The following is a 26,975-nucleotide window of genomic DNA, read 5'->3' on the forward strand; positions in this document are numbered from 1 at the left end:
TCCCACCTCCTCGAGCCGCTCCGACGATCCTGGGCGATCAGATGTAGTACTCCGGCTCCGGGTCCGCCCGCTTGCGCCCGACCGCGTAGTACACGGCCAACGCCGCCAGCACGCCGGACGCGGCGAGGGCGGCCCACCGCAGGTGGGCCACACGGCGCACCGCGTTGATCGCGTACCCGACCTTCGGGACGGTGTACATGACCACGCCCTTCATGGCGCGTGCGGGCAAAGCCCTGTCTTCGGCGGTGTTCGCGTCGCCGCGGGTGACGAACGAGCAGCCCTCGTAGGTGGTGTCCTCGTAGCCGTCGGGGTCGAGGTCGTCGTGGCGGATAGCGACCAGTCGGTGGGTGACCAGCGTGGCGTCCTCGGGGTCGGGCATGAAGGTGACGATGTCGCCCACCTTGACCGTGCCGTCGCACACCTGGTGCGGCTTGATCCCGCGGATCGCGACGACGTCGCCGGGGTCGATGGCCGGGCGCATCGATCCCGACAGGATGGTCAGCCCGGACCCGGCGTGCGCCTGAGGGATCACGAAGACCAACAGGGCCAGGGTGGTCAGCGCGACCAGCGCGCCCCATCCGAGGGCCGCGCGAGCGCGCCGGCCCGCGGTGACCCACCTGGGGCGGCGGCGCACGACGGTCACCGAGCCCGTCAGGGCCGCACCTGTGTGATCGTGATCGAGTAGTCGCCCAGCGACACGACGGACGACCCGCCCGCCTGGCTCTCATAGTCGTTCGAGGGGTCGTCGGGGAACGTGACCTCGACCGTGGCCGTGGCGACACCCTCGTTGACGGTCACGTCGAGCGTGTCGCCCACCACCTGCAGCGGATCACCTGCGCTGACCGCGCCGTCGTAGGCCGCGTCCGTCAGCTGCGCGCGCAGGTTCTGCCCGTCGAGGTCGGTGACCGCCGCCTCGATGGTGAACCTGCCGGTGATGGTGTCGCCCGGCACGATGTGGAACGTGGCCGGGTCGATGGGGAACCCGCCGACCTCGGCGTCCCACGGCCCGGTCCAGGTGTTCTCCCACCCCTGGTCGGCGGGACCCCAGGTGGCCGGGTCGTCCCCGGCGTCGAGCTCGGGGGAGGTGTCGAACCACGCGATGTCGCCCACCTGCGCGGACCACTCCCAGGCGCCGTCGGTGATGGTCTCCTCGCCGCCGTCGACCGTGCCCTCTTGCGACCACAGGGCGTAGGTGGATCCTCCGGCGAGCAGGATCGTCACCGACGCGACGGCGCACACGGCCGCCTTGAGATAGCTGGACGATCGACCCGTCGTGCCCACGGTTGCTCCTCGCGGCGCTGTCACGGGCACCTGCCCGCAGTTGAGGTTCGAAACCGTCTTATCACTCGGAGGTTGGTGGCGCACGGCAACCATCGACGCCGCCGGCGCTGGAGGGTGCGGGCTACAGGTCGACCGGGTCGCGCGAGATCGGGCACGTCATGCAGTGCCCGCCGCCCCGGCCGCGGCCGAGCTCGGCGCCGACGATCTCGACGACCTCGACGCCCGCCTCGCGCAGCAGGGCGTTGGTGTGGGTGTTGCGGTCGTAGGCGAACACGACGCCGGGCTCGACGGCCACCACATTGTTGCCGCTGTCCCACTGCTGACGCTCTCCCGCATACCAGCCGCCGCCGGGCTCGACGGCGCGCAGTCGCGCAAGTCCGAGGGCGTCGGCGACGACGTCGACGAACGGAGCGGACTCCGCGGTGACCTCAAGGCCACCGGCGTCGGCGGGGCGCAGCGAATACGACGCGATGCCGTCGACGATGTCGGGGTAGTAGGTGACCAGGTCCCTGTCGGCGAAGGTCAGCACCGTGTCGAGGTGCATGGCCGAGCGCATCTTGGGCAGCGCCGCCACGACGACACGCTCGGCGGCGCCGGCGTCGAACAGCGTCGCGGCCACCTGGCTGACGGCCTGGCGTGAGGTGCGCTCGCTCATGCCGATCAGCACGGCGCCGTTGCCGATCGGCATGACGTCGCCGCCTTCGAGTGTGGCCCGGCCCCACGAGCGCTCCGGGTCGCCCCACCAGACCGTGGAGCCGGCGAAGGCCGGGTGGAACTCGTAGATGGCCTTCATCAGCAGCGTCTCACCGTGCCGCGCGGGCCAGAAGAGCGGGTTGAGGGTCAGGCCGCCGTAGATCCAGCAGGTGGTGTCGCGCGTGTAGATCGTGTTGGGCAGCGGCGGCATGAGGTACTCGCCGACCCCGGACTCGCGCGCGAGCGTCACGCGGGCCGAGCGCAGGTCGGCGGGCAGGTCACGCACCGACAGGCCGCCGATGAGGTACTCGGCGAGCGCGACGTCGTCGAGCGACTCCAGGAAGGCGCGCGTGTCGGCCAGCAGGCCCAGCCCCACCTCGTTGGCGACGATCTTGCGGTCGAGCAGCCATTCGCGCGCCCCCGGCACGGCGAGCGTGGCCGCGAGCAGGTCGTGCAACTCCAGGACGTCGACGCCGCGCTCGCCCAGTTGGCGCACAAAGTCGGCGTGGTCGCGCTGCGCGTTCGCGACCCACAGGACGTCGTCGAACAGCAGGTCGTGGTTGTTGCGGGGCGTCAGGCGCTCGTGCGCCAGGCCGGGGCGGCACACGAGCACGGTGTTGAGCTTGCCGACCTCGGAGTGGACGCCGAAGGGCGCTAGAGACACGGTGACTCCCTGGGGCCGGGGTGGCGGACGGTCAGATCTGCACGGTACCCGTGGCGAGCAGCACGAGCCCGACCAGCGCGCACGCGGCGACGACGCAGAAGACGCCGCGCCCCGCCCGGGTGAACACGGGCTGCCCGCTCTCGCGCCGGGCCACCGCGTACAGGAGCGTGGCGGGGGTCAGCAGCAGGCCCGCCAGGATCACGAACACGTATCCCGCGGCCCAGACCAGGAACAGCGTGTAGGCGGTCGAGACGCAGGCGACGGCCAGGTCGCGGGCGCGGGTGCGCGGCGCGACGCCGTCGTACCCGTCGCCGCGCAACGCGATGCGCAGCGCATACGCGCTCGCGAGCGCGAACGGCGCGAGGGCGAGCGCGGCCGTCAGGTCGAGCGCGAAGTCGAGCGTGTCGGCCGCGAACTGGACGGCGAAGAGGATCGCGGTGACCAGGACCGACGTCCACAACACGGCGCGTTGGGGCGCGCCGTGCCGGTTGAGTGTCGCGAGATGGCGCGGCAGGTCGCCGTCGGAGGCCGCCGCGTACACGACGTCGGCGGCCAAGAGCTGCCAGGCCAGGTACGCGCCCAGCACGCTGACCACGAGCCCCACGCGGATGAGCGCGCCGCCCCACGGCCCGACCGCGGCCTCGAGCACGCCGCCCGCCGACGGCTGGGGGAGCGTGGCGAGGCGGGCTTGGGGCGCCACGCCGTAGGACAGGATCGACAGGCTCGCGAACAGGGCAAGCACCGAGACGAAGCCGAGCACCGTGGCGCGCCCGACGTCGCGGCGCGAGCGCGCATAGCGCGAGTAGACGCTCGCGCCCTCGATGCCGAGGAACACGAACACCGTCACGAGCATGGTGCCGCGCACCTGCAGGAACAGGGACTCACCGCCCGGCACGTCGTAGCCGCCCGTGAGGTTGCCCGCGAACACCTCGGCGTCGAACGCCCACACGGCCAGCGCCAGGAACAGCCCGAGCGGCAGCAGTTTGGCGATCGTGACGACCAGATTGACGACGGCGGCCTCGCGCACGCCGCGCCGGATGAGGGCGAAGACGCCCCACACCGCGACGACCGAGACCGCGAACGCCGCCGGGGTGTCACCGTGTCCCAGCACCGGCTCCAGCGAGGGGAAGAGCTGGGACGCCGTCGTCATGATGAGCACCCAGTAGAAGGCGTTGCCCGCGCAGGCCGACGCCCAGAAGCCCACCGCCGCCAGGAAGCCCGGATACGCGCCGAAGCCCTCACGCGCGTAGACGTACACACCGTTGTCCAGGTCGGGCTTGCGGACGGCGAGCGTCTGGAAGACCAGGGCCAGGCTGAGCATGCCCAGCCCCGCGATGGCCCAGGCGATGAGCGCTCCGTACACGCCGGTCTCGCGCGCGAAGCGGGCCGGAAGCTGGAACACCCCGGCGCCGACCATCGAGCCGACGACCATGGCGGTCAGGGTCGGCAGGGCGAGCCCGGTGGCCGCGCGGGTGGCGGAGGCGGCCGCGCGGTCGGCGCTGGTCATGACCTCGGACGCTACCTTGAGCCCGGTGGTCGGGCGCGCCCGGTGGTTGAGCCGCCGCCGGTGGTTGAGCCCGTCGAAACCACCGCCCGATCACTTGGCCCGGTTTCGACGGGCTCAACCAGCGAGGTTGTGTGGAACCACGCACATCCGCCCTGGCTACCCGGCGTCCGGTGTGCTCGTCGGCCCGCGCCCCGCCAGACTGGACTCCCGCGCCGGCCCGGCGACCGAACCAGCGGAGGAACAGTGAGCGATCGACGACCGCGTGTGCGGGGGACCGGCCCGCGCGGGCGTCCCGAGTCCGCCCTCGACGTGGCGGTGGCCGCCACGCCCGCGGGCCGCGACCGCGTGGTCGACCTGCTGCGCGTGGTGAGCATCGGCGTCGTGGTGCTGTGGCACTGGTCGCTGTCGCTCACGCACTGGGGCGCCGACGGCGCGCTGACCATGCCGAACCCGATCCGCGACATCCCCGGCGGCTGGGCGGCGACCTGGGTGCTGCAGGTCATGCCGGTGTTCTTCTTCGTCGGGGGCTACGCCAACCTGGCCGGGTGGCAGGCCGTCGAGCGCGACGGCGGTGGCGCGGGGTTGTTCGTGGGGCGGCGCCTGCGCCGGCTGCTCGTGCCCGTGGCGCCCTGGGCCGCGTGCTGGGCGGCGTTCGACCTCGTCATGCTCGCGTCCGGCCGGCCCAGCGTCCTGCGCTGGGGGCTGGCCGTGCTGGCGCCCCTGTGGTTCCTGGGCGTGTACGCCGTCGTCATCACGCTGGTTCCCGTGACGGTGCGGCTGCACCGACGCTGGGGCTGGCGTGCGCCGGTCGCGCTCGCCGCCGTGGTGCTCGCCGCCGACGCGGTGCGGCTTGGGCCCGGCTGGGGCGCCCCTGTCGTCGGGTGGGTCGGCTCGCTCGCGGTCTTCGTGCTCGTCCACCAGCTCGGCTACTTCTGGCGCGACGGCACGCTGCTGCGGGGCGGGCGGCGCACGGCGGCGCTTGTCGCGGCGGTGGGGCTCACGGGCCTCGTCGCACTGACGGGCCTGGGACCGTACTCACGCTCGATGGTGGCGGTGGCGGGTGAGGGGGTCAGCAATATGTTCCCCACCACGGCGCCCATCGTGGCGCTCGCGGTCTTCCAACTCGGCCTGGCGCTGCTCGCGCGCCCGTGGCTCGCCGCGTGGCTGTCGCGACCAGGTCCGTGGCGCGTGGTCGTGGCGGCGAACGGCCTGGCCATGCCGGTGTTCGTGTGGCACATGACGGCGCTCGTGGCGTTCCTGTGGCTGTACGAGCGCACCGGGCACACGCTCAGCGCGGAGCCGACGGCGGCGTGGTGGCTCGGTCGTCCGGTGTGGGTGGTGGGACCGGGCCTCGTGCTCGCCGGGATTCTGGCGGTAGGCGCCCGCGTGCGACGACGGTAGGCGCCTGGAGCGACATTGACGTGCAGTTCGTCGGGATGGTGGTATATGCGCCGATCACCACATTCCGGAGGAATTCGTGTCTCTGTCCGATCTGTCCGCTCGCCAGTCCCACACGCCTGACGGGCCGGTGCGCTACCGGGGTCGGCATCTGCCCATGGTGGCCGTCGTCCTCGCCGCGACCATCGCGACCGCCCTGGCCTACAGCGGCATGGTCCTGTTCGGGCTCGAGGTCGCGCACATGTCGCGCATCGAGGCGTTCGGGCTGGCCGGGTTCCTCGAGGTCAGCCTCGTCGCCGTCGCCCTCCTGGCACGCAACGCCGCCCTGGAGGGGCGGCCGTACGGCGTGCTGCTGACGCTCACCTGGATCCTGTCCGGGACGTCGGGCATGTTCGCGGCGCTGCACCAGATCGCCGTGCCGGACGAGACGACGCCGTACATGGTGGCGTTCCGGTTTGTGCCGCCGCTGGTCGCGGCGCTCATGTGGCACCTAGCGCTGGTGGGGGAGCGGCACCTGGTCACCGGGCACACGCTTGAGGAGCGGCGGCGCGAGCACCGGGTGCACCAGTACGTCACCGCGCTTGAGCTGTGGCGCGACGCGCGCGTCGACAGCCGCGGCGACAGCGCCGGGATGCGCAAGGTGCGTACGGCGCACCGGCGCCAGATCGCGGCGCGCGACAGCGCTCTGCGCATGCTGACCGTCGAGGACTTCGAGCAGCGCATGCAGGTGTGGGTCGAGAGGCTGGAGACCGCGGAGCGGCACGGCAGCCGACTCGACCTGATCGGAGCGACGTCAGCGCAGCGCGGGGTGAGCGCCGCGCGGCACGACGACGGCGTCGCGCCGGACCACCTCGCCGCGGTGACCGACGAGGCGCCGGTGGCGCCGGCGCCGGTGGAGGAGGCGGCGGTCGCGGGCCAGAGGGCCGACGACGGAGAGGCCGCCGACCCCGCGTCGTCGGAGCCGTTCGCCGAGGCGTTCGCGCAGGCGCTCGCCGCGTCCGACGACCCTGAGGTTGAGGTTGAGGTTGAGGTTGAGGTTGAGGGCGAGGGCGAGGCTCGGGCTGCCGCGCCGATGGCGACGGCCGAGGCGTGGACCGAGCCCCTGCCCGAGACGGGGCACACCCGTCGGGTCGAGCTCTTCGACCTGGTGCGGGACGCCGACCCTCTGCTCGGTGGAGCTGCCGCGCAACGCTCCGCCTTCTTCGTCGCGCATGGGGCCGTGGCGACGCCGCCCACGGCGGGCGAGGTCGGCGCGCCGCGGACGGTCGAGGTGAACGCTGACGCGAACGCCGGGGCCAACCCTCAGGTCGAACCTGAGGTCGGTGCCGGTGCGCGTGCCCGTGCGAACGATGGCGCGAGTGCTGAGGTCGTGGAGGGGAGTGCCCCACGGGAGCCCGAGCGCGTGGCTCCGGCCGTGTCGTCGGCGCCGAGCGCGGTCGAGCGCGACAGGCTCATCCGTGACCTCGCCGACCAGGGGCTGGCGCAGCGCGACATCGCGGCCCGGGTCTCGGCGTCGCGAGCCACCGTGAGCCGGGTGCTGCGCCAGCGCGCGACAGCCGGGGAGTCGGTCGGCGCGGTGACCCCGTAGTCCGTCGACGGGAGAGTTCGTCAGGCACGCGACAGTCAGGTACTTGACAGAAGTGCGCCGCATGGCGCACCCTTGATGTCAGGTACCTGACAGATAGACGCACTCACCCCTGAGGACTTCATCATGAATCACCCCATCACCCCCCGCCCCGACGACGAGGGCCTCGACCGAACCCCCTTGGACGACCTCGCCGACGACCTCGGCGACGACCTGGACGACAACACCGACGACTGCACCGACGACACCCTGGACGACACGACCGGCGAGGCCGCCGCGGAGCCCGACGCCCGCCAGGAGGCCGCCCAGCGGCTCGCCATGGTCGGCGTCCTGCATATGCGACTGCTGCGCCGCGAGGCGCGCGCCGGGCGCGGCGCCCCGTGGGCCGACCCGCGCCAGGGTCAAGGGCGCGTGCTCGCGCTGCTCAAACTGCAGCCCGAGACCACCCAGCGCGAGCTGACCTTCCTGCTGGGCATGTCCCGCCAGGCGCTCGCCGAACTGCTCGGCAAGCTGGAGCGTCAGGGCCTGGTCGAACGCGAGCCGTCCGCGCAGGACAAGCGCGTCGTCGTCGTCCGGCTCACCGACGCCGGGAAGGCGGCCGAGCAGGCCACGCACGACCAGCGCACCACCGACGACCTGCTCGACGCGCTCGAGGACGAGGAGGTGTCCAGCCTCTCCGGATACCTCGCCCGCATCCTCGACACGGTCGAGCAAGAGTGGCCGGACCGCGAGGGCTGGAGCCCCCGTGAGGGCTTCGGCCGCGGACGGCGCGGCTTTGGCCGCGGCGGGTTCCCCGGGTTCGGCCCGTGGCCCGGCGGCCCGGGGCCGCGTGGCCCGTGGGCCCCGGAGGGGCCGCGCCCGCACGACGGCCCGCGCTCGCACGAGGGCCCGCGCCCACACGAGGGCCCGCGTCCGCACGGCCCGCACGACGGCCCGCGGCCCGAGGGCCACGGCCCCCGTCGCTGACCGACCAGCCCTCGTCCGCTGACGCGGGCGAGGGCCCCCACCTGGCCGCCGCGTGCCGCCTCGGCGCGGGAACCACGCACCTGCGTGCGCGTTTCCCGCACCGGCCGACCGCGGCGGCCTTCGCACGCCCGAGACTGGGCGCCACGACGAGGACCTCGCCGCGCGCCGCCGTCGCGCCGCCTCGCCGAGCGATGAGGGGAACCGCCCATGCCGACGATCGCCGAGTTGGCCCGACGCACCCCAGCCACGCGCCGCCGCCACGTCGACCTGCTGCGCGCGCTCGCGATGGGCGCCGTCGTCGTCGGCCACTGGCTGGTCATGACCGTCGAGCGCGGCGCGGACGGGCTCCTGACGGGCTTCACCGCGCTGCCGCACCTGACCGTGCTGCACCCGTTGACGTGGGTGTTCCAGGTCATGCCGCTGTTCTTCCTGGTCGGGGGAGTCTCCAACGCGATCTCCTGGACCCGCGCCCGTGACCGGGGCCGCGACGCCGCGGGGTGGCTGCTCGACCGCAGCACGCGCCTGTTCCCACCCGTGACGGCGCTGCTGGTCACGACCGCCGTGGGCGCCGTCGTGGCCGGCTGGGCGGGCGCGCCGGCCGTGTTCGTCGCGCGCGTGGTCGAACTCGTGGTGCTGCCGCTGTGGTTCCTGGTCGTCTACCTCGCGCTGATCGCCCTGACCCCCGCGATGCACCGCCTGCACGAGCGCTGGGGCCTCGCGGTCCCGGCCGTGCTCCTGGTCGGCGTCGTGCTCGGCGATGTGGTGCGCCTGTCGACCGGGGTCGAGCTCGGCGCCGCCGGCAACTTCGCGTTCGCATGGCTCGCGGTGCACCAGCTCGGCTTCGCGTGGCGGGACGGCTCGCTGCGCCTGACGCGCGCCCGCGCGGCCGTGCTCCTGGCCGGCGCCGTGACCGCGCTTGTGCTGCTGACCGGCCCTGGCCCCTACCCCGTGAGCATGGTCTCGGTGCCGGGCGCCGCGATCCAGAACCCGTCGCCGCCCTCGCTCGCGCTCATGGCGCTCGCCGCCGCGCAGGTGGCCTTGGCCGTGCTGGTCGCGGGGCCGGCCGACCGGTGGCTGGCCCGACGCCGTCCCTGGGCCGCGGTGCTCGGGATGAACGCCACGGTGCTGACGGTGTACCTGTGGCACATGGTCGCCTCGTTCGTCGGTGCGATGCTGCTCGACGCCGTCGGGATGCTGCCGTCCTCGGACGTGCACTCGGCGGCGTGGTGGCTCGGGCGCGTGCCGTGGCTCGCGACGCTGAGCCTGGTGCTGGCCGTGTTCGTGGCGGTGTTCGGGCGCATCGAGACCCGGACGCTGACCCGCAAGCTCGCCCAGGGCGCCACTGCCGCGACGCCGCGAGGCCCGCTGGCCACACTGCCCGTCGTCCTGGGCGCCTACGGGGCGGCGGCGCTCGGCATGTACTGGCTCGCCTCGGCAGGCCGCGGCCCCCACGGCCCGTTCGTCGTGCCCACCGGCGCGCTCGCGCTGGTGCTGGGCGCGGCCGCGATGTTGCGTCTGGCGCGCACGGCGCGCGGCCGCGGGGTCGAGGCCGACGCCGTGACCGCCCCGACCAGGCCCGCGTGTGCCGGTCGGCGGGGCACGTCCGGACCATCGCGGGTGATCAGCGCCGCGCGCGACTAGGCTCAGGCGGCAGACCGGGGGCGGCGGTGGCCTCCCCTTGCGGCGCCCCCGACACCACTGCCCTCGGCATCCTCGACGGCATCGCTGGGCGCTGCCGAGACGGAGGAGGACGATGGTCGCGCTGGTGCTGCTGCCCGTCCTGCTCGGCGTGGCCCTGTACAAGGCGCCGACGGCGCCCGCCAAGGCGCTGGCCTTCGCCGGTCAGGGCTGGCTCGCGTGGCGCGCCGTCACGCTGCTGGCGCGCACCGTGCGCGAGGGCCCCACCCTGGAGGTGCTCGGGGGCGGCGACGGGTTCGTGTACATCGCGCTGCGCGGCGAGCGTGCCGCGCTCGCGCTCGTGGTCCTGACGGTCGTGCTGGTCACCGCGGCGCTCGCGCATGCGCTGGGCGAGCCCTACTTCGACAACAGACTCCTGCTCCTGCTGCTGGTGCTGCAGGGGCTGGTCGCCGGGGTGCTGCTGACCGACGACGTCTTCAACCTGTTCGTGCTGTTCGAGGTCGCGACCTTGACCACGATCCTGCTGGTCATGTTCAAGCGGGACCGGCGCAACACCTACGACGGCCTGTACTACCTCATGGTGCAGATCGTCGCGATGACGTTCTTCCTGTTCGGACTGGCCTACCTCTACCGGGTCTTCGGCGTGCTGTCGGTCACCGAGATCGCGGCGATGGTCGGCCAGGGCGTGGACGGGCGCGCGCTCGTGGCGCCGTTCGCCTTCATGGTCACCGGGCTCGCGCTCAAGGCCGGGCTGTTCCCGCTGTTCTCGTTCGTGCCGCGCTCGTACGCCAACCCCGGCGCCCCGACCGTCGTGCTCATGCTCATGTCAGGCGTCCTGGTCACGGCCGCGCTGTTCTGGGTCGCGCGCCTGGTGGACCTGTTCGCCCCCGCGCTCGACGTGAGCGGGTTCCTCGCGGTGGTCGGGCTCGTCACGGGCGTGGCCGGCGCCGCCAAAGCCCTCGCCCAGCGCGACATCCGGCTGCTGCTCGCCTACAGCACCGTCTCGCAGGCCGGGCTCGTCACGCTCGGCCTGGCCGCGGGGACCGCCGCCGCGTCGGGCGGCGCGATCGCGCACCTGGCCAACCACGCGCTGGCCAAGTCGGCGCTGTTCCTGACGGCCGCCGCGATCGGGCGCCGCTACGGCTCCGTGCGCCTGGACGAGATCCGCGGCGTCGCCCGGCGCATGCCGCTGGTCACCGCGCTCTCGGCGGTCGCGGTGCTCGGCATGCTGGGCGCGCCGTTCACCGGCGGCGCGTGGTCGAAGGACCTCATCGCCTCCGGCGCCGCGGGCACGTGGGTCGAGGCCGCGGTGTGGGTGGTCAACATCGGCACGGCGCTGGTCTTCGTGAGGTACTGCGCCATGTTCTTCGGGACCCCGCCCCCGCCCCTCGCGCCCGCCGCCGCGCCCGCGCCCACGCGGGCGGTCCGGCTCGGCCAGGGGGCCAAGGTCGGCGTCGTCGTCGCGCTCACGCTCGCCTGCCTGGCGACCGGCGTACTCGCCGTTCCCACGGCCCACCTGCTGCTGGGCGCCGACGTGGCCGTCTCGGCGGGCACGACGGCGGCCAAGGCCGCCGCCTTCGCCGCCACGATCGCCGTCGCGCTGCTGGCCCACCGCTACCTGGGCCCCGCGGCCCGGCGCCTGCGCGCGCCGCTGACGCGCACGCTGTCGCTGCCGTACGCGTGCCTGGCGCTGACGGTGTTCTTCGCGGCGACGGCGCTCGCGGGCTCGATCGCCACGCGGGGGGTGGCGGGATGATCCGGCGCTCGGTCCCCGTCGTCCTGGCGTTCATGGCGATCTGGGTGGTCATGGTCGAGATCGTGAGCCCGGTCGTGCTCGTCTCGGGCCTGGTGGTGGGTGTCGGCACGCTGGTGCTGACCAACCGCCTGCTCGGGGTCGACTACACGACGGTGTTCCTGAGCCCGCTCGCGACGCTGCGCTACGTGGGGGTGCTGCTGCGGGAGATGACGGTGGCGGCCTACGGCATGGCGGTGGTGATCGTGAGGGGGCGCGCCGAGGTGACCGAGTTCGTGTACGAGAGCGCGCTGCGCGACGACCTGCTGCTGTTCCTGCTGGCCAACAGCATGACGCTCACGCCCGGATCGGTCGCGGTGGACCGCGACGGTGCGCGCATCACCGTGCTCACGGTCGACGACGTCGCCACGGCCCGCGCCTCGTGCCTGCGGCTGGAGCGCTCGGTCGCCCGGCTGCGCAAGGAGGAGACGTGTTCCTGACGGTGGTCAGCTTCGTCCTGGTGGCCGCCTCCGTGCTCACCGGCGTCATCGTGCTGCGCGGCTCCGACCCGTGGAACCGGCTGCTGGGGTACTGCCTGGTGGCGGGCAAGGTCAACATGCTCGTGATCGTCCTCGCGCTGGTGACCGGGCAGAGCTTCTACCTCGACATCGCCCTGGTGTACACGCTGCTGAGCTACGTCGGGGTGCTCGTGCTGGCCGACTACATGGCGGGACGGGGGAGCGACCTTGACTAACGAGATCGTGGGCGACGTCGTCATCGGGATCGGCGTGGCCATCGTCGTGCTCGGGCTCGTCGGCCTGGTGCGGTTCAAGGAGTTCGACCTCAAACTCCTGGCGGGCGCCAAGATCGACACGGTCGGCCTCATCGTCATCGTGCTGGGCGCGGTGGTGCGCAGCGGGGTGAGCTGGCTCAGCGCCAAGGCGCTGCTCATCCTCGCGTTCGTGCTGATCGTCAACCCCGTGGTGACCAGCACGCTGGCCGCGGGCGCGCGCAGACGCCGCAGGGGCGAGTGATGGGCCTCGACCAGATCGTCTTCGTGTTCCTCATCGTGTTCGCGGTGCGCGCGGTGTTCGCCTCATGCCTCAAGCACGCCATCATCACCTCGGGCGTGTTCGGGCTGTGGGCGTCACTGGCGTACCTGCTCTACCACGCGCCCGACGTCGCGGTGTCCGAGGCCGTGGTCGCCTCGTCGCTCGGCACGGTGCTGCTGATCCTGGCCATCCGCCACTACGGCGACATCACGGTGCCGGGCATCGGGAAGATGGTCTGGCGGCGCAAGGGCGCCGACCTGGTCATCGTGGGCGCGTGCGCGCTCGTGCTGTACCTGACGGCCGCCACGCCGCCGGCCGGCGTCGGGGCGCTGCGCGAGGCCGTCATGACGACCTACCTGGACTCGCCGCGCCTGGTCAACCCGGTCACATCCGTCCTGCTGCACTACCGCGTGTTCGACACCGTGCTTGAGGCGCTCATGCTGCTGGTCGCGGTGCTGGGCGTCATGCACCTGCGCGACGACGCCGGCGGGCCGTCGCCGGCCGGGTACGGATCGCTGACGGCGCGCCACCCCACGGTGGTCAAGGCGCTGCAGATCCTCACCCCCGTGCTCATCATCGTGGGGCTGTCGCTCATCGTCGGCGACCCCTACACCCCCGGGGGCGGGTTCCAGGGCGCGGGCCTGCTCGCCGCCGTCATCGTCTCCCGCTACCTCATCGGCGTCCGCGGACCCGCCAGCACCAAGGCCCTCGAGACGCTCGAGAAGGTCATCTTCGTGGTGTTCGTGCTGAGCGTCGGGCTGTATGTGTTCCTGGGGCTGCGGGAGACGGCGCCGGACGCCTACGTCCCGTTCGTGCTCGCCATGAACGGACTGCTGGGCGTCAAGGTGTTCTGCGGGCTGTCGATCATGTTCCTGTACTTCGCGAGGGAGGCCTGATGGACGGGCTGCTCGACCTGTCGTGGCTCAACGGCGCCAACGTCGCCGTGATCCTGTTCTTCGTCGGCCTCGCGGGCCTGGTGCTGCGCAAGAACATGATGATCAGCGTGATCTCGGTGTCGATCATGAACACCGCGGTCATCCTCGCGTTCGTGACGATGGGCTCCAGCCTCGACCACGTCGCGCCGATGTCCGCGCAGACCGTGGCGGGGGCGGCCGACCCCGTGCCGCAGGCGCTGATGATCACCACGGTCGTGATCGGCGTCGCCGTCCAGGCGGTTTGCCTCGTGCTCATCCTCAACCACTACCGCGAGCACAAGACGCTCGACTGGGACCAGGCCAAGGCCATCCGTGAGGGACGTCCGACTGATGGGACGACGACCGCGGCCCCTTGACCGGCGCGCGCGGCGCGGCCTACCTTCCAGGCGCGTTTCCCCGCCAGGGCGGATGGCCCCGGCACGCCGGCACACGACGTCGGCGAGCCGTCGCGGGGAGCAAAGGAGCACCTGTCCCTGCTCGTGAACGGCCCGCCCGGGGGCGACCACCCCGGCGGCTGCGACCACCGCACCCAGGCCTGAGGGCCGAGGGCCCGAGCAGTCCATCCCGAGAGGACTCCTCATGCCCATCGCCACACCGTTCCCCGGCGGAACCATCCTCGGCTACCCGCGCATCGGCCGGCGCCGCGAGCTCAAGCGCGCGCTCGAAGCCCGCTGGGCCGGGCGCACCACCGACGCCGAACTGGAGGCCGCCAGCCGCGCCCTGCGCCTGGCCACGGTGCGCCGCCTCGTAGCGCTCGGCCTCGACCCCGCCGACGGCTCGGTCCCGTCGTCGTTCTCGCCCTACGACCAGGTGCTCGACGCCGCGGTGCTGCTCGGCGCCGTGCCCGCCGCCGACTACTTCGTCGCCGCGCGCGGCGACGGCGCCCGCCCGCCGCTGGAGATGACCAAGTGGTTCGACACCAACTACCACTACCTGGTCCCCGAGATCGGCCCCGACACCCCGCTCACCTTCGCCGACGATGCCCCCGTGCGCTGGTTCGCCGAGGCCGCCCGGCCCGACGACGGTGGCCAGGCCGTGGTGACCCGCCCCGTGGTCGTCGGCCCCGTGACGTTCCTGCTCCTGGCCAAGGCCGCCGCAGGCGCCCCCGTCGGCTTCCGGCCGCTCGACCGCCTCGACGACGCCGTCGCCGCCTACGCCGACCTGCTCGCCGCGCTCGGCGCGGCCGGAGCGCCGTGGGTCCAGCTCGACGAGCCCGCCCTCGTCGCCGACACCGTCACCGGCCACCTGGCCCCCGGCGCGCTCGCCGAGGCCGTCACCCGCGCCTACGCCACGCTCACCGCCGTGCCCGGACGCCCGGCGATCCTCGTCGCCGCTCCCTACGGCGACCTGCGCGGCGCCTCGGGCGACCACCTGGCTCCGCTCGCCGCGAGCGACGTCGAGGCCATCGCCGTCGACCTCGTGCGCGGGTCCGCCCCGACCGGCCTCGTGCCCGGCCTGGAGTCCAAGGCGCTCGTCGCCGGACTCGTCGACGGGCACAACGTCTGGCGCGCCGACCTCGCCGCGAGGCTCGCCCAGGCCGCCCGGCTCCAGGCCGCCACGGGCACAGGCGCCGTCGCGGTCGGCACCTCGACCTCCCTGCTGCACGTGCCCCACGACGTCGAGGACGAGACGTGGGACGGCGCCGCCGGACGCGACCCCCGCCTACGCGACTGGCTCGCGTTCGCCGACCAGAAGGTCGCCGAGGTCGTCACCCTCGCGCGCGGCCTCGCCCACGGCCCCGGGGCGGTCGCCGAGCAGATCGCCGCGGCGAGCGCGGCGCTCGCGGACCGCGCGGCGGCGGCCGGCGTCGTCGTGCCCGCGGTGCGTGAGCGGGTGGCGCGGCTGGGGGAGGCCGACGTGGCGCGGGCGCCCTACCGGGAGCGCGCCGCGGCGCAGGCCGCCCGCCTGAGCCTGCCCCCGCTGCCGACCACGACCATCGGCTCGTTCCCGCAGACGCCCGAGATCCGCGCGGCGCGCGCGGCATGGGCTCGCGGCGCGCTCGACGACGCGGCGTACGAGGCGGCGATGCGCGCGGAGGTCGCACGCGTGGTGGCGCTGCAGGAGGAGCTGGGCCTGGACGTGCTGGTGCACGGCGAGCCGGAGCGCAACGACATGGTGCAGCACTTCGCCGAGCGGCTCGACGGGTTCGCCGTGACGGCGGGCGGCTGGGTGCAGTCCTACGGGTCGCGGTGCGTGCGCCCGCCGATCCTGTGGGGTGATGTGTCGCGGCCCGCGCCCCTGACCGTGGCGTGGACGCGCTACGCGCAGTCGCTGACGGCCAAGCCCGTCAAGGGCATGCTGACCGGGCCGGTGACCATCCTGGCGTGGTCCTTTGTGCGCGACGACCAGCCGCTCGGCGACACCGCCGCGCAGGTCGCGCTCGCCCTGCGCGACGAGGTGGCCGACCTGGAGGCGGCCGGCGCCGCCGTCGTGCAGGTCGACGAGCCCGCGCTGCGCGAGCTGCTGCCGCTGCGCCGTGAGGACCAGCGCGCCTACCTCGACTGGGCGGTGCGCGCCTTCCGGCTCGCGACCGCCGGGGCCGCGCCCGACACGCAGGTGCACACGCACCTGTGCTACTCGGAGTTCGGCGAGGTCATCGACGCGATCGACGGACTCGACGCCGACGTGACCTCGCTCGAGGCGGCGCGCTCGCGCATGGAGATCGTGCCTCAGCTGCGCGACGCCGGGTACGGGCGCGGCATCGGCCCGGGCGTCTACGACATCCACTCCCCGCGCGTGCCGTCGGCGGGCGAGGTGACCGAGCTGCTGCGCCTCGCGGTCAGGGCGATCGAACCCGCCCTGGTGTGGGTCAACCCGGACTGCGGGCTCAAGACACGCGGGTACGCCGAGACGACCGAGTCGCTGCGCCACCTGGTGGCCGCCGCCCGCGCGGTGCGCGCGAGCCTGTGACCGCGCCGTCCGCCGTCGTCGCACCCGGGCGACGGCGGGCGGGCGCCGGCGGACGGGGGCCGGCTCAGCGGCGGCGCACCGCCAGCGCCGCCGTCGGGAACGTGAGCATCGAGACCATGCCCGCGCCCACCATGGCCGAGCCGAGCACCGAGCTCAGCGCCCCGGCGTCGACCGCGATGTTGACCACGGCGACGATGACGGCCAGCCCCACCGACGTCCACAGCATCGCGGCGACGCGGTCGCGCGCGCCCGAGCGCCACGGGATGACGAACGAGCCGGGCAGGCCGCGCGCGACGAACATCACCACGAGGAAGACGGGGACGAGCGCGAGCGCGAGCGGCTGGGAGAACAGGCCGCGCAGGTCGAACGCGACGCCCGTGGTCACGAAGAAAAGCGGCGTGAGGAACCCGAACGCCAGGCCCTGGAACTTGTGCTCGACGAGCTGGCGCTCGCCCGGGTCGACGTTGCTGACGAGCTGGCGCACCAGCACGCCCGCGGCGAACGCCCCCACCAGCATGTCGAGGTCGAACACGTCGACGCTCACGGCGGTGAGGATCGCGACCGCGAACACGACGATGCGCACCGCGAAGTTGCCCGAGGTGTGCATGGTGGCGCTCACGACGCGGCGCGCCCAGACGGGCAGGCCCCGCGCGGCGATGCGCACGGAGGCGAGCACCATCGCGCAGAACAGCACCAGGGCGAGCGCCGACCACCAGATGTCCCGCCCGCCGAACACGACCGACAGGGCCAGCAGCGGCGCGAGCTGCCCCACGGTCCCCGCGGCGATGATGGCGCGGCCGAACGGCGTGGTGAGCTCCCCGGCGTCGCGCATCGAGGGCATCGCGGTGCTCAGGGCCGTGGAGGTGAGCGCGATGCCGGCGAAGACGCCGGTGGTGACCAGCGACGTCGTCCCGTCGCCCGAGACCTGCAGGCCGCCGGCGTCGGCGGCGATGATGACGCCGATCCCGGCCAGCACGGCCAGCACGAGCGAGAGCACCCACCCTGCGGTCGCCCAGCCGAGCTGCGTGCGGGAGATGGCGCGGTACTCCAGCTCGTACCCGGCGATGAAGATGATCGCGGCCAGACCCATCCGGCCGACCGAGGCGGGCAGGCCGCCGGGCTCGACCAGGCCGAGGATCGCCGGGCCGATGAGCATGCCGAGCGCGATCTCCACGACCGGCAGGGGGATCGGGATCAGGCGCTTGCTCAGCGCGGCGAGCGGGGGAGCGGCGACGACGGCCGCGAGGACGGCCGCGAGGCCGAGCAGGGCAGAGTCCACGGCTTGAACTCTAGGGACGTTCGCGCCGGTCGGCCCCGTGGAGGCCGAGTCGGCTCGCGCGGCTGGCCACGACACGCGGCGCTCGGGCCGCTGCGTGCGGCGGTCGGTGTGCCGGGGTCGCTGCGTGCCAGGGTCGTTGTGTGCCGGGGACGCTCAGCGCGGTCCCGGACCGCCCGTGCCCCGGTACCGGTCGAACACCTCGGCGAGCGTGGGGACACTCAACCCTGCCGCCGCCCGCGCGCGCGGGCGCGTGACGAGCACGCCCACGACGCCGACGGCGAGGGGCACGAGCACGACGCTCAGCGCGAGCCGGTAGTCGGCGAGCGTGGGAGCGCCACCCGGCGCCCGGGCGTCGAGCACGACGCCGACGGCGAGCATGACCACGACGGCGGAGGCGAAGGCGCCCATATTCGCCACGCCCTGCGCGGCGCCCCGACGCGCGGGTGGGTTGAACGACGCGGCCAGGTCGAGGCCCACGAGCGAGGCCGGCCCGCCGATCGAGATGAGGACGACGAACACGGCCAGCGCCCACAGCGGCCGCGGTGTGGCGGGCAGCAGCACCATCGCCCACCCCGCGCCCGTCGCGACCGCGACCGCGAGCGCGCCCCACGTGCGGCGCAGCGGGTGGCGCGCGGTGAACTCGCCGATCGCGGGCCCGGCGACGAGCGAGACGGCGACGCTGACGGTCAGCAGGGCGCCCGCCTCGGCCGGGGTGCGGCCCTGCCCGCGCACGAGGAACGGGACGCCCCACATGAGCACGAAGACGTTGGGGCTGACCCCGCCGAGCAGGTGGGCGAAGAAGCCGAGCCAGGTGCCGGGGCTCGTGAGCGTGGCGCCGAGCCCGGCGAGGCCACGGCGTAGCGGCGGCTCGTCGTGCGGCCCGGGGCGGACCCCGAACGCGGCCAGGCCCGCGGTGGCGAGCCCGAGCGCGGCCAGCGCCGCGAATGCGGGCGTCCAGCCGAAGCGGTGCAGGGCGGCGGCGAACGGGATCGCCGAGACCACCTGGCCGAGTTGCCCGACCAGCCCGGTGACCTGCGTCAGCAGCGGCACGCGGCGCCGGTCGAACCAGCCCCACACCAGGCGGACCGCGGAGATGAAGACGGCGGCGTCGCCCGAGCCGACCAGCACGCGCAGCGCGATGGCCGCGCCGACGCCGGGCGCCACCGCCATGCCGGCCTGTCCGAGCGCCATCGTGAGCGCGCCGAACGTCAGCAGACGCCGGGCGCCGAAGCGGTCGAGCGCGACGCCCATCGGGACTTGCATCGCCGCGTAGGTGGCGAGCTGCACGACGACGAACAGGGACAGCACGGTGGCCTGGGCGCCGAACCGGTCGGCCGCCGCCAGGCCCGCGACGCCGAAGGACGAGCGGTGGGCGACGGCCAGCACGTAGACGGCCAGCCCGCACGCCCACACGAGCCACGGCGTCGCGCGGGAGGTCGGCGGGCGTGGCACCGCTCCATGCTGTCACGCCGCGCGCCCCGGGCGTCGCGCCCGGGGCGAGAGGGTGTCACTCCTCGGGGATCTGGAACCGCTCGCACTCGGCGGGCGTCAGCTCGTGCTCGCCCGGGTCGGTCGTGACGGCCTCGCGGCGCAGGTCCGACGGCGTCAGACCCGTGGCCTCCTGGACGGCGCGCCGCATCGCGACGGTCGAGCCGAAGCCCGACAGGGTCGCAATCTCGGCCAGGGAGGCCGAGGCGAGGCGCACGTCGCGCAGGCGCGCGATCGCGTGCTGCGTGCGCACCTCCTGGATGCGCTGGGCCACGGTGCGGTCCTCGTCCTCGAACAGCCGCTGCAGTGAGCGGCGCGAGAGGCCGAGGTGCTCGGCGACCGACGCCGAGCTCAGCTCGGGGTCGGTGTACCGGGCGGCGATGTGACGCAGCGCGGCCAGCCGCTGGCGGCGCAGGTCCCAGCCCGCGCAGCCGGCCACGGCGAGCGCCGTGATGGTGCTGACCGCGAGGGTGCGCAGCACGTCCGCGATCTGCGCCCGGGCGACCGGGGCGAGCTGGTCGGAGTCCTGGCGCAGCAGGTCGAGCAGGAACGCGCCGAGCGCGCACGGCACCGCGGCGTCAGCGCGGCCGACGACGAACGGGGCCGATCGCGGCAGGGCCGTCAGGCCGGTGTTGTCGGCCGGCAGGTCGCACAGCACGATGCGCGCCGGGGCCAAAGACTCGTAGGCCACGGGGCTCGTGCCGAGGATCAGGGCGCTGTCGCGCGCCGCGAGCGTCGCGTTCGCCTCGTGGTGTCGCAGTGTCACCTCGCCCTCGACGACGACCATGAGGCGCAGCGTCGAGGAGTCGGCGCCCCACATACGGTCGGGCGTGTCGAGGCGCACGGGGCCGTGCTCCAGATAGGTGACCTGCAGGTCGCCGAACTTGGCGGTGCGCGTGCGCGCGTTGCCCCGTTCGGTGGTGGTGGTCTGCGCCGGGTGGGCGCGGCGTGGGGTCACGCCGCGGTGGCGGTGGATGGTGCGGTGGGGGCTCGGATTCATCGTGCCGGGTCCCTTCGTTGGTGTGGTCTGCGCCTATCCCACGCGGCGCGCGCCGGATCACCGCCGTTCCGTGCGTGGTACCTCGCAGGTCCGTTCCGGGCAGCAGGAGACGCCCAGCACAGTGCGCCCCCAGGAGGGTCCCGGCGCGTCAACTCGGGGTGGCGCTGGGTGCGCCGTCAGACTGTCCGGGTGAGCGAGACGACGCTGTGGCTGGTGTGTGGGCTTCCGGGAGCGGGCAAGACGACGCGCGCCCGCGCGGTGGTCGAGGTGGAGCAGGCCGTCTACCTGAGCCCCGACGAGTGGATCGTCCGGTTGGGCGTCAGCCTCGTCGACTACGAGTTCCGCTTCAAGCTCCAGGCGTGCCTGCTCGACCTCGCCGGTGACCTGTTGGCGCACGGGGTGAGCGTCGTCGTCGAGTTCGGGTCGTGGTCGCGCGCCGAGCGTGAGGCCATCCGGCAGGTTGCGGAGCCCGCCGGCGCCCGCACCGCGCTGCACTTCCTGGACGCGCCCCTCGACGAGCTCGCGCGGCGTGTGCGCGCCCGTGGCGGCCCCGACGCCGAGGCGCTCGCCCGGGACGTGCTGCTGGCGACCTGGCAGCAGTTCGAGCGCCCGACGGCGGACGAGATCGCTCAGTTCGACGTCTACGTCGCCCCCGACGACCCCTGGCCGGCCAACTGACCGACGCGCGCGGGCGCGCCCGCGGGGGAGCGGCCCCTCACGAGCGCGCCCACACTGAGCCACGCGCGCCCGCGACGGCGGTCGCCGTCACGGGCACACGTCAACGCGGGCTGCGCAGGGGTTCAGCGCGCGCTCGGGCGACGCCGTCGGGCGAGCATCACCAGCGCCGCACCGGCGCCGAGCAGGGCGCCGGCCACGGCCAGTGCCGTGACGGCCTCCGCGCCCGTGCGCGGCAGGTACTGCGACAGCGGGTGCTGCGTGGCCGAGGCGTCCCGCACCACGCGGATGATCGAGCCGTCGTGGTCGTCCTCGTCGTTGTCGCGGTCGTTCTGGTCGTCGTCCGGCGTCATGGACGTGTTGGACTCGTTGACCTCGTTGTCCTCCCACGAGTGGTAGACCAGCTTGCCGTCCTCGACCGCGCTGTTGGAGCGGTCGGGCGTGGAGTCGACGTCGGGCACCTGCTGCCAGGAGCCGGCCACGCCGTCGTAGGTCTCGCTCGCGAGCGGCTGGGCGAAGCTGGCCATCATCGTGCGCGCGAGCGGCGCCGCGGACGGCTCGGACGCCGCCGCCGGCTCGACCCCCGCGGGGACCCACCCGCTGAACCGAGAGATCTCGACGAAGGTGGGCAGGTCCTCCGACTCGTCGGCGTGCGTGCCGAGCGCCTCGGGCGTCACGCGCAGGGTGAGGTAGACCTTGAACCGCTCGCCGGGGGCCAGCACGATGCCCGCGTCCTCCATCGACATGTGCCACAGGCCGTCGGGGGCCAGCTCCCACCCGTCGTTGTCGTGCCCGGGGACGGTGTTCATGTACTGGCCGTCCGCGTACTCCAGTCCGACGCCGGAGTAGTTGACGAGCTCGTCGACGCGCGCGGTGCGGTTGCCCTGGTTCAGCAGTTCGATGTCACGCACCAGCAGGTCGCCCACGTGGATGTCGACGGTGTCGTCGTCGTAGGTCACGTAGGGGATGATGTGCGACGGCCCGGGCTCGTCTGGCGATGACCGCCACTGGTAGATGAGCGAGCCGTCACGCCACACCTCGGAGACCCAGGTGCGCAGCGCGAGGTCGTACACGGGCTCGCCGTCGTCCGGGCCGTCCGCCTGCGCGGGCGCCTTCGGGTGGACGTCGACGTCGTAGAGCCAGCTCGCGCCGTCGTCCGGATCGGTCATCGGGATCGTGACGTAGAACGGCGCGACGCCCCCGACGGCCAACTGCTCGACGCGGTACAGGCCGACCGGAAGGCGCGAGAACGACGCCTGCCCGGAGCCGTCGGTGACCCGCAGGTCGGCGGGCCCGAGGTTCGGGATCCCCTGGCCGCCCGAGGCGAGGCGGGCCGCCTCACGCCACCCCGAGTCGGAGGTCAGGTCGACGCCGTCGACCTGGGCGACCGCGAAGCGCTCCCCGGACGCGGGCCGCGCGGACGAGACGTCGTCGCCCATCCGGTAGGAGTGCACCGTCAGGCTTCCGAGGCGGGTGGGGTCGATGACCGCGGACGACGCGGCGGCGGGGGTGGCGGCGGCGACGGGCGCGAGCGTGGCGCCCAGCGCCACCACCCAAGAGACCAGCTTGCGGTTCATGAACGCCTCCGGCGTCGGGTCAGGTTGCGGTCGGCGTGGCGCCGGCCGCCGGGAGAGGTGGAGGTGGACGGCGTCGTGTCGCGGCGCGCGGGCCAGAAGGCGAGGGCCATGACGCTCGCGGCGCCGCCGCCGTTGACGGCCGCCCACCACGGGAACCCCGGCCCGGTCACGGCACGGACGACGGAGCCGCCGTCGTCGTCGGGATGGGGGTCGTCGGTCCGCTCACCGCGGACGAGTAGACGGTGGGTGTTGACGTAGGTGGGGAAGCACGTGGTGAGGGTCACCAAGTCCTTGCCCTCCTCGATGCGGATCAGGTCCGTCGAGTCGGACGCGCGGACCGGGGTGATCGAGGTGACCTCGTAGGCCAGGTGGCGGCCCATGACCGACAGCGTGAACACGTCGCCCACCTCGACCTCGGAGAGCCGGTTGAACAACGTGGCCTTGCTCCAGCCGGAGTGCGCGCCGATCACGGCGTGCGTCGACGGGCCTCCGACCGGCAGCGACGTGCCATACAGGTGGCCGGCGTTGGTGTCCAGCGCGGTCGGCGACGTGCCGTGCACCACGGGCAGCCGCGCGTCGATCGAGGCCACGTCCAGGTCCGCCATGAGCGACGTGCCGTCCACCGAGAGCAGGTCCGTGTAGGCGATGTACTCGGGGTCGGACTCGTCGGCGGCCCCGAACTCATGGATGTCGTGGCCGATCTCGCTCGCGCCGCCGGCCGCGAGCCAGGCGTTGTACTCCTGCGCCGCGGCGAACTGGGCGTCCTGCTCGTGCGACGGCGTCGCGTCATGCGCCTGCGCGAACTGCGCGGTGCGGCTGGCGGCGGCGCGGTCGTTGAACCACGTCACCGCGGGGTTCCACTGCTACACGGCGATCGCCGCGACCACCAGGACTGCGACGACGACACGGACCGCGAGGGCCCGGCGCTGCGCGGACCGGTTGAGCTTGTGGCGGGGCATGGAACCTCCCTCCCGCACAGGTGATGGCTGGGTCATGTGCGCGCCACACGGGCGCTGGTGAGGGGCGCGGCCCCGGAGGTGACGCTCCGGGGCCGCGCGGGGAGTCGCGTCAGTCGTTCACGCGACGGGACCGCACGAGCCACAGCACACCGCCGCCGGCGAGCACCACGGCGATGATCGGCAGAACGGCGCGGTTGCCACCGATCGCGGGGAGGGCGAAGGGGCGCTCCGGCGCGTTGTGGACGACAATGGTGTACTCGCCCTTGTTCGCCGAGAGGAGCTTGAACTCCCGGGGCGTCTTGTCGGGCTGGTAGCCCTCAGGAGGGTCCGTCTCGACCAACCAGTACGTCTGCGCCGGGCTCAGAGACTGATTGTCTGCAAAGTCAGAGTAGCGGAGAGTGAAAGTCACGGTGCCGTTTACCGTCTTGCGCGGTTCGACGATATACGGGCCTTCTGTCGCAGCATCTTCGGAGGCGGCGATCGCGAACGTGGCGCCGTCGAGCAGGTCGCCGGACGCCGCGTCGAGCTTATTGACCGTGAGTTGACCCCACATAGTTGTCACTTCGGCTGATGTGCCGCTGTAGACGTTGCTGCCGACGATCATTTCGTAGGATGCATCGTTCGTAATCACGCCAGGACTATTGACAGTAGCTTCGATGCTGAAGCCGATGTCGGTGGTTTTGCTGATCGCGTCAAGAAGGACCTCTGGGAGTTTGACTGTGAGCGTATTGCTCGCCGTGTCGAGCGGGCTACCATTCAAAGTCTTAAATTGCTCATCGTAGTCGACTATGGGGGATGGAGCCGGATCACCCGCGTGAGCGAGTGTGAGCGAGTTGACATTCGGCACGAGCCGCTTGTCGAATATGTCAGTGATTGTTACGGAAGTTGTGCCCGGAGGGACTGGAATCGTCACCGTGTACTTGACTGGCTTGGTGACGTCGGCGTCCGAGACTGTCTTGGATATCAGACTCTTCTCGTTCTTGGGGTACACGTGCACGTCATAGATCCACTTGTCGCCGCCCGGATTCAGCGTGGGCACCGTCACGAGGAACTGCTCAGTTTCCGGCACACCAGCGGGTGCATCGATTTCGGTAACAAGGTAGAGCCCGACGTTTAGGTCCCTGACCTTGATGACGCCGTCCGCGTCGGTCTTGTGAAGCGTTTGCTCGGGGTCGGCCGAAATCAGAGCGGCTGCCTCTGTGGGCGTCATGGTCGCCGCAGTCGTCCAGCCTACGGGTGTCGTGAGATTCACCCCGGTCACCTGCTCGATCGTGAACGTGACGCCCTCAATCGGGATACCCTGGACGTCCTCATCCTCGCCGGTTGCGGCGTCACCGAGCTGCTCCGGTGCGACCAGTTTGGTGATGGTGATGCTGCCCGTCGCACTCGAGTCGATCTTCTCCGGGCCAACGACCACCGGGTCGTTTGGATCGGCGAGTGCGGATTGGGGCATTGCGAGCAGTGCCACGATTGCTGGGATGAGGACGGCTCTGCGTCCCCTGGTCTTCTTGACCACGGTGGGTCCCTTCTTGATCAGCGGACCGTTTTCGGTCTGTTCGAGAGCGGATTTCAATATTGCGGGCCGCATTGTTGGAGGAGGCTTCCGCGAGTTGGGCGGGCGTACGGAGCGTCAGCGGATGCGGTGTCGACGGTTGCGCCGCGAGGCGGCGAGGAGATAGACGGCACCGATTGCCGCGATCGAGGCCGCGACCGCGGGGATGGCACCCGGAGTTCCGCCGACTGGCGGGAGCGGAGGGCCCTTCGCCCAGTCGTCTGGCGTTGGTGTGGGTGTCGGCGTCGGGTCGGGAGAGGGCGCGCCGCAAGGGGTGACGGAGACCGTAGCGGTGGCGGGCGCGGAAGTCACCGACTGCGCTCCGAACTGTCCGGACGCGTGGGCTTCGTTGACGAACTGGCACACGGGAGTGCCCGTCCCTGCCGCGGTGACCTCTTCCGACGTGAGCTTGTGGGTTGCCGTGAACGTCTGCGTCTCATTCGGCCCGAGGGTGACAGGCGAGCTAGGTGCGAGGGTCCCATGATCGATGAGATCGTCCTCGATCGTGACGCCGGTGAGCGTCGTCGTCCCAGTGTTCTTGACGTCGAACTCGTAGGCGATCGTTTCGCCCACCCCATATCCGACGCTCTCTCCTCGCACGGTCTTCACGATCTCCAGCGCCGGGGCCGGAGCGTCGACGAGCGTGGTGATCTTGAGCATGCGGATGAGGTGGACGTCGGTGAAGTGACCAGTCGACCCGGCAAACCCGAACTTGAAATTCTCGGGCATGGGTTCCGTCATGCGGTACGACAGGAGTGGCGCGCTTTCGGCGAGGGTCTCTCGCTTTCCATCGAAGGCGACGAAGACCTGGACGAGCGGCTTCTCCTCAGGAGAGACGATGATGCGGACGAGTCGCTTCGACTCATCGAGAAGACGCTCCATTTTCTTGTCCTCTGACATCCCCGCCCATCCCGTGATGCCGCCAGTCCATCTTGGATCGTGACTGCTCGGGCCGCCGAGGAGACCAGGGAGTGTGGTCGTCGGCTTCTTGGTGGAGGGAAGGACGATTGTCGACGTCAGGTATTCGTATCCGTCAAAACCATTTCCCGGACCGCGTAGCGTGATCGTATTGTCGGCGTTGTCCTTCCAATCGGATCCGGCAGGCGAGAAAGTTCCTGGGTAGTAGCATTTTTTCTTGAGGCCGCCGGCGGATTCGCCACCGGTGGATCCTCTGCATTCGGGGTCGTCTTGAATGTAGTTTCCGAGGACGTCGAATCCGATTCCGAGATATCCGTGATCAACGCCACGTGTCCACGTCCCATCCTCGTCGCGCTTCTGCGCGTACCCGAGAGATCCGCCATAGGCTCCTGGGGTGTCAAGATTCGCGGTGCCATCGACGATGAAGAAGCCGATTCCGTCGGCGGGCGCCTGGGTGTTCGACGTGGCCGGTGTCGTCGAGTTGAACTGGTACATCTCGAACGTGACGTCGATTCCGCCGGAGGCGCTAATTGCGTGGTCGTACAGAACGGCTCCGACTTTGTTGTGGTTGTTGTCGGTGAGTTGGAGGTAGCCGTCCACGGACGCGTCCGGCCCCGGGGCGCCATTACGCGTACCCGTCTGCTCGACATTCGCGCCGTTGGGGCCCTTATCGAGACCCACCTTGGGTGCGAAGACGGTACCGTCGGGCGCATTCGTGAGTCCGGCGTGTCCGAGAAGTTTGAAGTTCGAGTCCTGCAACCTATCGCCGGTGAAGTCCTCATTGAGGAGCGGCGTCGGCACGGCGTTTGGCATCTCGTCGGCGGCCGCCGTTGGCTGGGATGCGACGTCGACCACCAAGGCAAGGCCCAATGTCGCCACTGCGATCGCTGCGATGGGTTTCGTCAGTCGCACCGGGAGCACCTCCTGCGCTTTCTCACTGCGTTGACCGAACAGCCGGCGGTTGTTCGAGGATGTGTCTAGGTTGCGGTTCGTGGGAGCGGCGACTGGGCGCGGGGCGTGAGACGCGCGCCGGGGTGGCGACGATTCGCGCCCGCGACTTGACGCCACTGCAGTGGGTATGCTTCAGGTAAAGGACGGGTCCCGGGCGGCTTTCGTGAGGGTCACGTACCGAGCGGTTCAGTCATGCGAGGTTGCGGTCACGTCAC

At 72.2% G+C, this 26,975-nt stretch carries 23 protein-coding genes; 12 read left to right on the forward strand and 11 right to left on the reverse strand.

The features are described 5' to 3' along the window. Positions 1-37: 37 nt before the first annotated feature. From EV386_RS05395 to EV386_RS05410, 4 genes are all read right to left on the reverse strand, one after another. Positions 38-634, reverse strand: a complete 597-nt coding sequence (locus EV386_RS05395) for a signal peptidase I (RefSeq protein WP_165399855.1) — start codon at positions 632-634, stop codon at positions 38-40. 17 nt (positions 635-651) lie between these two features. Continuing rightward, the gene (locus tag EV386_RS05400) at positions 652-1,281 is read right to left on the reverse strand and encodes a hypothetical protein (protein ID WP_130413021.1); all 630 of its coding nucleotides are present in this window, start codon (positions 1,279-1,281) and stop codon (positions 652-654) included. Positions 1,282-1,402: 121 nt separating this feature from the next. Then, positions 1,403-2,638 (reverse strand): arginine deiminase, encoded by a 1,236-nt coding sequence (locus EV386_RS05405; RefSeq protein ID WP_130413023.1) that lies wholly within the window; start codon positions 2,636-2,638, stop codon positions 1,403-1,405. A 31-nt stretch (positions 2,639-2,669) separates the two neighbouring features. Then, entirely contained in the window at positions 2,670-4,145 is a 1,476-nt protein-coding gene (locus EV386_RS05410; protein ID WP_130413025.1) for a basic amino acid/polyamine antiporter, read from the reverse strand. Positions 4,146-4,388: 243 nt separating this feature from the next. Between EV386_RS05410 and EV386_RS05420 the strand changes: the two genes are divergently transcribed. The 11 genes from EV386_RS05420 to metE all read left to right on the forward strand — a co-directional run bounded on the left by EV386_RS05420 (position 4,389) and on the right by metE (position 16,361). Beyond that, positions 4,389-5,546 (forward strand): acyltransferase family protein, encoded by a 1,158-nt coding sequence (locus tag EV386_RS05420; RefSeq protein ID WP_207216477.1) that lies wholly within the window; start codon positions 4,389-4,391, stop codon positions 5,544-5,546. Positions 5,547-5,622: 76 nt separating this feature from the next. Further along, positions 5,623-7,131: a helix-turn-helix domain-containing protein gene (locus tag EV386_RS05425; RefSeq protein WP_130413029.1), complete on the forward strand. Its 1,509-nt coding sequence runs from the start codon at positions 5,623-5,625 to the stop codon at positions 7,129-7,131. Between the two features lie 123 nt (positions 7,132-7,254). Next, a complete protein-coding gene (locus tag EV386_RS05430; RefSeq protein WP_130413031.1) occupies positions 7,255-8,094 on the forward strand; it encodes a MarR family winged helix-turn-helix transcriptional regulator in 840 nt (279 codons plus the stop codon). A 207-nt stretch (positions 8,095-8,301) separates the two neighbouring features. Next, entirely contained in the window at positions 8,302-9,735 is a 1,434-nt protein-coding gene (locus tag EV386_RS05435; RefSeq protein WP_130413033.1) for an acyltransferase family protein, read from the forward strand. Between the two features lie 112 nt (positions 9,736-9,847). Continuing rightward, on the forward strand, positions 9,848-11,488 hold the full coding sequence (locus tag EV386_RS05440; RefSeq protein ID WP_130413035.1) for a complex I subunit 5 family protein: 1,641 nt from the start codon (positions 9,848-9,850) through the stop codon (positions 11,486-11,488). After that, positions 11,485-11,964 (forward strand): Na+/H+ antiporter subunit E, encoded by a 480-nt coding sequence (locus EV386_RS05445; protein WP_130413037.1) that lies wholly within the window; start codon positions 11,485-11,487, stop codon positions 11,962-11,964. Before EV386_RS05440 ends, EV386_RS05445 begins: the two co-directional genes overlap by 4 nt. Further along, positions 11,955-12,218 (forward strand): MrpF/PhaF family protein, encoded by a 264-nt coding sequence (locus EV386_RS05450; RefSeq protein WP_130413039.1) that lies wholly within the window; start codon positions 11,955-11,957, stop codon positions 12,216-12,218. Before EV386_RS05445 ends, EV386_RS05450 begins: the two co-directional genes overlap by 10 nt. Next, positions 12,211-12,498 carry a cation:proton antiporter gene (locus EV386_RS05455; protein ID WP_130413041.1) on the forward strand — a complete coding sequence of 96 codons (288 nt, stop codon included), beginning with the start codon at positions 12,211-12,213 and terminating at the stop codon, positions 12,496-12,498. Before EV386_RS05450 ends, EV386_RS05455 begins: the two co-directional genes overlap by 8 nt. Beyond that, on the forward strand, positions 12,498-13,412 hold the full coding sequence (locus tag EV386_RS05460) for a hydrogenase subunit MbhD domain-containing protein (RefSeq protein WP_130413043.1): 915 nt from the start codon (positions 12,498-12,500) through the stop codon (positions 13,410-13,412). Before EV386_RS05455 ends, EV386_RS05460 begins: the two co-directional genes overlap by 1 nt. Next, complete coding sequence (locus tag EV386_RS05465; protein WP_130413045.1) at positions 13,412-13,807, forward strand: sodium:proton antiporter; 396 nt, start codon at positions 13,412-13,414, stop codon at positions 13,805-13,807. Before EV386_RS05460 ends, EV386_RS05465 begins: the two co-directional genes overlap by 1 nt. Positions 13,808-14,030: 223 nt before the next feature. Further along, complete coding sequence (metE, locus tag EV386_RS05470; RefSeq protein ID WP_130413047.1) at positions 14,031-16,361, forward strand: 5-methyltetrahydropteroyltriglutamate--homocysteine S-methyltransferase; 2,331 nt, start codon at positions 14,031-14,033, stop codon at positions 16,359-16,361. Between the two features lie 64 nt (positions 16,362-16,425). Here metE and EV386_RS05475 read toward each other — a convergent pair whose 3' ends face one another. The 3 genes from EV386_RS05475 to EV386_RS05485 all read right to left on the reverse strand — a co-directional run bounded on the left by EV386_RS05475 (position 16,426) and on the right by EV386_RS05485 (position 20,128). Beyond that, the gene (locus tag EV386_RS05475; RefSeq protein ID WP_165399856.1) at positions 16,426-17,640 is read right to left on the reverse strand and encodes a cation:proton antiporter; all 1,215 of its coding nucleotides are present in this window, start codon (positions 17,638-17,640) and stop codon (positions 16,426-16,428) included. 153 nt (positions 17,641-17,793) lie between these two features. Then, entirely contained in the window at positions 17,794-19,092 is a 1,299-nt protein-coding gene (locus EV386_RS05480) for an MFS transporter (protein ID WP_130413050.1), read from the reverse strand. A 55-nt stretch (positions 19,093-19,147) separates the two neighbouring features. Further along, positions 19,148-20,128 (reverse strand): AraC family transcriptional regulator, encoded by a 981-nt coding sequence (locus EV386_RS05485; protein WP_130413052.1) that lies wholly within the window; start codon positions 20,126-20,128, stop codon positions 19,148-19,150. Between the two features lie 189 nt (positions 20,129-20,317). Between EV386_RS05485 and EV386_RS18245 the strand changes: the two genes are divergently transcribed. Beyond that, the gene (locus EV386_RS18245; RefSeq protein ID WP_165399857.1) at positions 20,318-20,806 is read left to right on the forward strand and encodes a P-loop nucleotide/nucleoside kinase family protein; all 489 of its coding nucleotides are present in this window, start codon (positions 20,318-20,320) and stop codon (positions 20,804-20,806) included. Positions 20,807-20,928: 122 nt separating this feature from the next. Here EV386_RS18245 and EV386_RS05495 read toward each other — a convergent pair whose 3' ends face one another. From EV386_RS05495 to EV386_RS05510, 4 genes are all read right to left on the reverse strand, one after another. Continuing rightward, on the reverse strand, positions 20,929-22,380 hold the full coding sequence (locus EV386_RS05495; protein ID WP_130413054.1) for an LPXTG cell wall anchor domain-containing protein: 1,452 nt from the start codon (positions 22,378-22,380) through the stop codon (positions 20,929-20,931). Continuing rightward, positions 22,377-23,228: a class C sortase gene (locus EV386_RS05500; RefSeq protein WP_130413056.1), complete on the reverse strand. Its 852-nt coding sequence runs from the start codon at positions 23,226-23,228 to the stop codon at positions 22,377-22,379. Before EV386_RS05500 ends, EV386_RS05495 begins: the two co-directional genes overlap by 4 nt. Positions 23,229-23,448: 220 nt before the next feature. Then, positions 23,449-24,855, reverse strand: a complete 1,407-nt coding sequence (locus EV386_RS05505) for a SpaH/EbpB family LPXTG-anchored major pilin (protein WP_130413058.1) — start codon at positions 24,853-24,855, stop codon at positions 23,449-23,451. A gap of 114 nt (positions 24,856-24,969) precedes the next feature. Next, positions 24,970-26,721: a DUF7507 domain-containing protein gene (locus tag EV386_RS05510; RefSeq protein ID WP_130413060.1), complete on the reverse strand. Its 1,752-nt coding sequence runs from the start codon at positions 26,719-26,721 to the stop codon at positions 24,970-24,972. Positions 26,722-26,975: the final 254 nt, after the last annotated feature.

Origin of the sequence: Xylanimonas ulmi (genome assembly GCF_004216535.1) — a bacterium.
In the GTDB taxonomy this organism is placed as follows: Bacteria; Actinomycetota; Actinomycetes; order Actinomycetales; family Cellulomonadaceae; genus Xylanimonas; species Xylanimonas ulmi.

Coding starts and splice junctions, on each gene's coding strand:
- EV386_RS05410 (WP_130413025.1), bottom strand. CDS start 4,145: ATGACCAGCGCCGACCGCGCGGCCGCCTCCGCCACCCGCGCGGCCACC.
- EV386_RS05430 (WP_130413031.1), top strand. CDS start 7,255: ATGAATCACCCCATCACCCCCCGCCCCGACGACGAGGGCCTCGACCGA.
- EV386_RS05435 (WP_130413033.1), top strand. CDS start 8,302: ATGCCGACGATCGCCGAGTTGGCCCGACGCACCCCAGCCACGCGCCGC.
- EV386_RS05440 (WP_130413035.1), top strand. CDS start 9,848: ATGGTCGCGCTGGTGCTGCTGCCCGTCCTGCTCGGCGTGGCCCTGTAC.
- EV386_RS05445 (WP_130413037.1), top strand. CDS start 11,485: ATGATCCGGCGCTCGGTCCCCGTCGTCCTGGCGTTCATGGCGATCTGG.
- EV386_RS05460 (WP_130413043.1), top strand. CDS start 12,498: ATGGGCCTCGACCAGATCGTCTTCGTGTTCCTCATCGTGTTCGCGGTG.
- EV386_RS05465 (WP_130413045.1), top strand. CDS start 13,412: ATGGACGGGCTGCTCGACCTGTCGTGGCTCAACGGCGCCAACGTCGCC.
- metE (WP_130413047.1), top strand. CDS start 14,031: ATGCCCATCGCCACACCGTTCCCCGGCGGAACCATCCTCGGCTACCCG.
- EV386_RS05485 (WP_130413052.1), bottom strand. CDS start 20,128: ATGAATCCGAGCCCCCACCGCACCATCCACCGCCACCGCGGCGTGACC.
- EV386_RS05495 (WP_130413054.1), bottom strand. CDS start 22,380: ATGAACCGCAAGCTGGTCTCTTGGGTGGTGGCGCTGGGCGCCACGCTC.